Annotated in this window: 6 protein-coding genes and 1 tRNA gene; 4 read left to right on the top strand and 3 right to left on the bottom strand. The window is 38.4% G+C overall.

All coding sequences use genetic code 11. The annotated features are described in order from the left end of the window. The coding region (locus ABIQ28_RS13585) for a site-specific integrase (protein ID WP_348038215.1) at positions 1 to 1,135 on the bottom strand (1,135 nt) is incomplete at its 3' end. Positions 1,136 to 1,368: 233 nt separating this feature from the next. After that, a tRNA-Arg gene (locus ABIQ28_RS13580) sits at positions 1,369 to 1,442 on the bottom strand. A gap of 84 nt (positions 1,443 to 1,526) precedes the next feature. Between ABIQ28_RS13580 and ABIQ28_RS13575 the strand changes: the two genes are divergently transcribed. The 4 genes from ABIQ28_RS13575 to ABIQ28_RS13560 all read left to right on the top strand — a co-directional run bounded on the left by ABIQ28_RS13575 (position 1,527) and on the right by ABIQ28_RS13560 (position 4,991). After that, positions 1,527 to 2,165, top strand: a complete 639-nt coding sequence (locus tag ABIQ28_RS13575) for a Crp/Fnr family transcriptional regulator (RefSeq protein ID WP_348038213.1) — start codon at positions 1,527 to 1,529, stop codon at positions 2,163 to 2,165. 55 nt (positions 2,166 to 2,220) lie between these two features. Beyond that, entirely contained in the window at positions 2,221 to 2,781 is a 561-nt protein-coding gene (locus ABIQ28_RS13570) for a YeeE/YedE thiosulfate transporter family protein (protein ID WP_348038211.1), read from the top strand. 88 nt (positions 2,782 to 2,869) lie between these two features. Further along, positions 2,870 to 3,283, top strand: coding sequence for a DUF6691 family protein (locus ABIQ28_RS13565; RefSeq protein ID WP_348038209.1), 414 nt, complete (start codon positions 2,870 to 2,872; stop codon positions 3,281 to 3,283). Positions 3,284 to 3,584: 301 nt separating this feature from the next. Continuing rightward, complete coding sequence (locus ABIQ28_RS13560; protein WP_348038207.1) at positions 3,585 to 4,991, top strand: MBL fold metallo-hydrolase; 1,407 nt, start codon at positions 3,585 to 3,587, stop codon at positions 4,989 to 4,991. A gap of 92 nt (positions 4,992 to 5,083) precedes the next feature. Here the strand turns inward: ABIQ28_RS13560 and ABIQ28_RS13555 are convergent. Then, positions 5,084 to 5,304: ATP-dependent Clp protease adaptor ClpS (locus ABIQ28_RS13555; protein ID WP_348038205.1), on the bottom strand; the 221-nt coding region annotated here is incomplete at its 5' end.

Below are 5,304 nucleotides of genomic sequence, written 5' to 3'. Positions count from 1 at the left end.
TATGGACCAGAATTTTAGAAACGGTTTCTATCGGCACGCCGTTGGATAAAGTGATGGTCGTCGCAAAAGTGTGGCGTGCCATGTGGAACGTCAGGTTCTTTTTGATGTCTACAAAGTTGGCCACTTCCTTGAGGTAGGCGTTTAACTTCTCGTTGGTAATTATTGGCAATAGGGATTCGGAAACAGCAGTTACTGGATGATCTTTATATTTTTCGATAATCCTTAGCGCCTGTGTTAACAACGGCACCTTGACCACCGTGTTTGTTTTTTGTCTTTTTGTCTCGATCCAATAACTCCCATCAATGTTCAAAATGACATTGTCTGAAGTAAGTGTCATGATATCCACATAGCTAATACCCGTATAACAACTGAAAACGAATAGGTCGCGTACGCGATCTAGTCGGTCTGAGATAAAGTCTTTAGTTTCTAATCTATTCAATTCAATTTCGGTTAAAAACTCTCTGTTGGTTTTGGTATATGACATTTGCCAACGCACGAACGGATCCTTGGCCATCCATTCCATATGAAAGGCCAGGGTAACTATTTTCCGCAATCGCTGAATGTGTTTCATCACTGTATTTTGACTTAAGGCCCTTGGATGGCCTGCAGGATACAAATTGGATAGATACACCTGAAAGTCGGTGAGAAACTCGTAGTTGAGCTGTCTGAGATAAACATCCGTGGTTTTGCGTTTTTTAAGCAGAAACTTTTTAATGTAGGATTCTGTAATTCCGAAGTTTCGGATGGAACCAGGTGCCAAAGTGTTCTCAATTTTCTTGTTATGATAACCAAATATCTCAAGCAATGATTTGCCCTGTTCTTCAGTACCCCCTGTATAGTGAGCTTTTACAAGTTCGGCAGTAATGAGCTCACCTTTAAATTTGAGATCTTGGTAGATTTGGAATATTTGAGAATTGACTTCTTCGAGATAAAAATTAATTTGGCGTGACAACGCCGAAGTTCCTTTAGCTTTCTTTCTTGTAGAATCCCATAGATCTACAGGCATTTTCCTTTTTAAGCTAAGGTTTACCAGTTTTCTATCTACAGTAATTCTGATGTAGATTAAAGCTTCATTATTAATTGCTCTAGTGGTTTGCAACCAAAAGAGTGTCGAGAAAGTTTGTTTTGTGCGCATGGTTGTCGTCTTTAAGATTAAACATTCATAGGACGAAAGTCAAATCAACCATACTCTTTCAATATACTAATTTTATTCAAAGTGTCTGCTTAGCAGACACTTTGAATAAGAGGTAACCGATTAGCAGACACTTTAATTGAATTGATATCAAATTAAATGTTCGCCTAAAAACCGAAAAACCATGCTAAACGTGACGTTTGCATGGTTTTGGTGCTATTCCTAATAGCTAAAAGTGACCTCGACTGGATTCAAACCAGTAACCTCTTGAGCCGTAATCAAGTGCGCTATTCAGTTGCGCCACGAGGCCTTTTTAAGTGGGTGCAAATATAACACTTTTATTAAAAGACTACCAAACTTTTATTTCAAATTTTAAAATGTTTATTTTTGAACTATGATACAAGAAGCTTTATTAACTCAGTTTGCCAACTATTTCGATGACTTTATCATCAAAAATATTTCTAGGTATGGCATGATCAAACATTTTCAAAAAGATGACATCATCATGGATATCGGACAAAGTCTTACCCATGTACCACTCCTCTTAAAAGGCCACATCAAAGTGCTGCGTGAAGATGTAAGCGGTAGCGAACTTCTTTTATATGTATTGGAAGAGGGAGATACCTGCTCCATGTCCTTAACCTGCTGCATGGCAAAATCCAAAAGCAAAATTAGAGCGGTAGCCGATAAAGACTCGAGTGTCATTATGATTCCCAATGAAAAAATGACCGAATGGTTCCATAGCAATGAAAGTTGGCGAAACTTTATTTTACAGAGCTATCAGATCCGTTTCAACGAAATGTTGGAAACCATCGACACTTTAGCTTTCATGAAAATGGACGAACGTCTTTATAAATATCTCATAGATCATGTTAAATTGAACGCTTCTGAAACCATTTCAAAAACCCATCAGGACATTGCGGAAGATTTAAATACCTCGCGTGTGGTTATTTCGCGTTTGTTGAAACAATTGGAAAACGAGAAAAAAATTATTCTAAGTCGCAACAAAATTGAAGTTCTCGATTTTAAGTAACAATTATCACAAACCGAATCAATTACTAAACTTACCTTTGAAAAAAATTATTTTAATGGAATTTATATTACAACCTTGGCCTTGGTATGTTTCTGGCCCCTTACTGGCCATGATCATGTTTATCCTTATTTATTTTGGAAAAACTTTTGGCATGTCTTCTAACTTAAGAACCTTTTGCACCATTGCAGGAGCAGGTAAAAAAACAAAATTCTTTGACTTCGATTGGAAATCCCAACGATGGAATTTGGTCGTTGTTATGGGTGCCGTAATTGGCGGATTTATTGCCAGTACATTATTGTCCAATCCAGTGGACATCCATTTAAATCCTGTAACTGTTGAAAGTTTATCACAATTAGGATTTGAAAATGCCGGAAAAACCTTGCTACCTGCTGAACTCTTTAGCTGGGATGCGGTTTTTAGCTTGAAGGGATTATCCATCTTAATCATTGGTGGTTTCTTGGTAGGCTTCGGAACACGTTATGCTGGGGGTTGCACTTCTGGTCATGCCATCACTGGTTTAAGCAGTTTGCAATTGCCTTCTTTAATTGCCGTCATCGGTTTTTTTCTTGGCGGATTGATTATGGTGCATTTATTATTCCCTTTAATTTTTGGCTAACACGACCTGTTCATTTGCACCTCTTAATCAACCGAAAAGTTAATTTGGATCATGCATCTGACATTTAAAAAACAATAAATATATACAGATGAAATTTTTAAAATTTTTACTCGTCGGCATTGTGTTTGGAATCATTCTGGTAAAATCAGAAGCCGTTTCTTGGTATCGCATCTATGAAATGTTCCGCTTTGAATCCTTTCACATGTACGGCATTATAGGCACGGCAATTACTACAGGAATTATACTACTGTTGATCACAAAAAAATTCAAGTTTAAAAACATTGAAGGCGGTTTGATGAAAGTTCCTGATAAAGAAAAAGGCTTGACCCGCTATATTGTAGGCGGCACCCTTTTCGGATTGGGATGGGCCTTATCTGGCGCTTGCCCTGGCCCAATGTACATCTTGGTCGGCACTGGTGTTTTCACAATGCTCATCGTTATTTTAGCGGCCATTTTAGGCACTTACGTTTATGGTGTTCTAAAAGACAAGCTGCCTCACTAAATAGAATTCAGATAAATATTAGCTAAAAACCCGTTTGCAAATGATCTCATAGGAATCATATAGCAAACGGGTTTTATAATTTTATCTCAAATATAAATGGATGAATGCCAATGGATTAACAGTAGTGCATTTCAACATCCATTATCAATGTGACTTTTGTCACATTACTTCCTTTTAAGCTTTTGTATCTTTGAAAATCAAATAAATGAAAGAAACATTTCAAGTATTGTAATTAAATAAAAACAACAGAAGTCCTTATAAAACCTATAGTTACGAAGGGCATAAAAATCAAATTTAAATTATGAAAATAGAACAAATATATACAGGTTGTTTGGCACAGGGTGCCTATTATATCGAGTCTGAAGGCGAAGTGGCCATTATTGATCCACTACGGGAAATTCAACCCTATATTGACAAGGCAAACGCTGAAAACGCAAAAATAAAATATGTATTTGAAACTCATTTTCATGCCGATTTCGTTTCTGGACATGTCGATTTAGCCAACAAAACCGGAGCTACTATTGTTTTTGGCCCTGGAGCTGAAACGTCTTACGACATTCATTCGGCGACCGATGGCGAAATCTTTAAAATCGGAAATATCACCATAAAAGTACTCCATACACCAGGACACACCTTAGAGTCCTCAAGTTTTTTATTGATTGATAAAGACGGAAAAGACCACGCGATTTTCTCAGGAGACACGTTGTTTTTAGGAGATGTAGGCCGACCAGATTTGGCTATTAAATCTGATTTAACCAAAGAAGATTTAGCCGGAATGCTCTATGATTCACTCCGCACCAAAATCATGACCTTGGCAGATGACATCATCGTTTATCCAGCGCACGGTGCAGGTTCAGCTTGTGGAAAGAATTTGAGTAAAGAAACCGTTGGGACTATTGGCGACCAAAAGAAAACAAATTATGCGCTTCGTGCCGATATGACCAAGGAAGAATTTGTAAAGGAAGTGTTGGATGGAATGCCACCGCCGCCACAGTATTTTGCAAAAAACGCGATGATGAACAAAACGGGCTATGAGGCTTTTGATCAGGTTTTGAAAACAGGAAATGTCCCCTTGTCCCCTGAAAACTTTGAGGCTATGGCCAATCACGAAGAGGCTATGGTACTTGATGTAAGAACGCAAAGTGATTTTGTCAAAGGACATATCCCAAACTCTATATTTATCGGTCTTAACGGACAATTTGCCCCTTGGGTTGGCGCGTTAATTACCGATTTGAAGCAAGCCTTGATTCTTGTCGTTCCTGAAGGCCAAAGCGAACAAGCTGTGACACGTTTGTCTCGTGTGGGCTACGACAACACTTTAGGCTATTTAGAAGGCGGAATTGACGCTTGGAAAGCCGCAGGCAAAGAAGTCAGTACTTTGGATTCCATTTCTGCGGAAGCGCTTGCTGAAAAAGTTAAAACAGAAAAGTTAAATATTCTAGATGTAAGAAAAGATGGCGAATATGAAGCTTCGCATTTGGAAGATGTACAACATTTCGCATTGGACTTCATCAATGAAAATATGAATCAGATCGATCCTAAGAAAACCTACCATATTCATTGTGCCGGTGGTTATCGCTCCGTGATTGCCGCTTCTATTTTAAAAGCACGCGGATTTAATAATCTGGTGGATGTTGATGGCGGATTTGCTGCCCTTAAAGAAACGGATTTGCCGATTACGGAATTTGTTTGCCCTTCGACGTTGTAAGATTTTCTCTCGCGGAGACGCAGAGGCGGGAAGTTGAAATATCAAACCTCTAAGGTTTTCAAAACCTGAGAGGTTTTTTTATTGATAAGAATTTATACTATTTCCGCACTTAAACCAGCTTCCAAAAGCATGGTGCAACGCGGTTTAAGATCTTCATAAGATCCTGTTTTTACCGTGCATTTACCTTTGTAGTGCACTAATATGGAACATTGTTCCGCTTGCTCCGGCGTATGGTCACAAGCATAAATTAGTGTATCGATTACGTGGTCAAATGTATTGACATCGTCATTATACAATACGATCTCGTTCTGGT

Origin of the sequence: Gelidibacter sp. (assembly GCF_039916245.1) — a bacterium.
Taxonomy (GTDB): domain Bacteria; phylum Bacteroidota; class Bacteroidia; order Flavobacteriales; family Flavobacteriaceae; genus Gelidibacter.
This window is presented reverse-complemented; position numbering and strand designations above follow the sequence as displayed.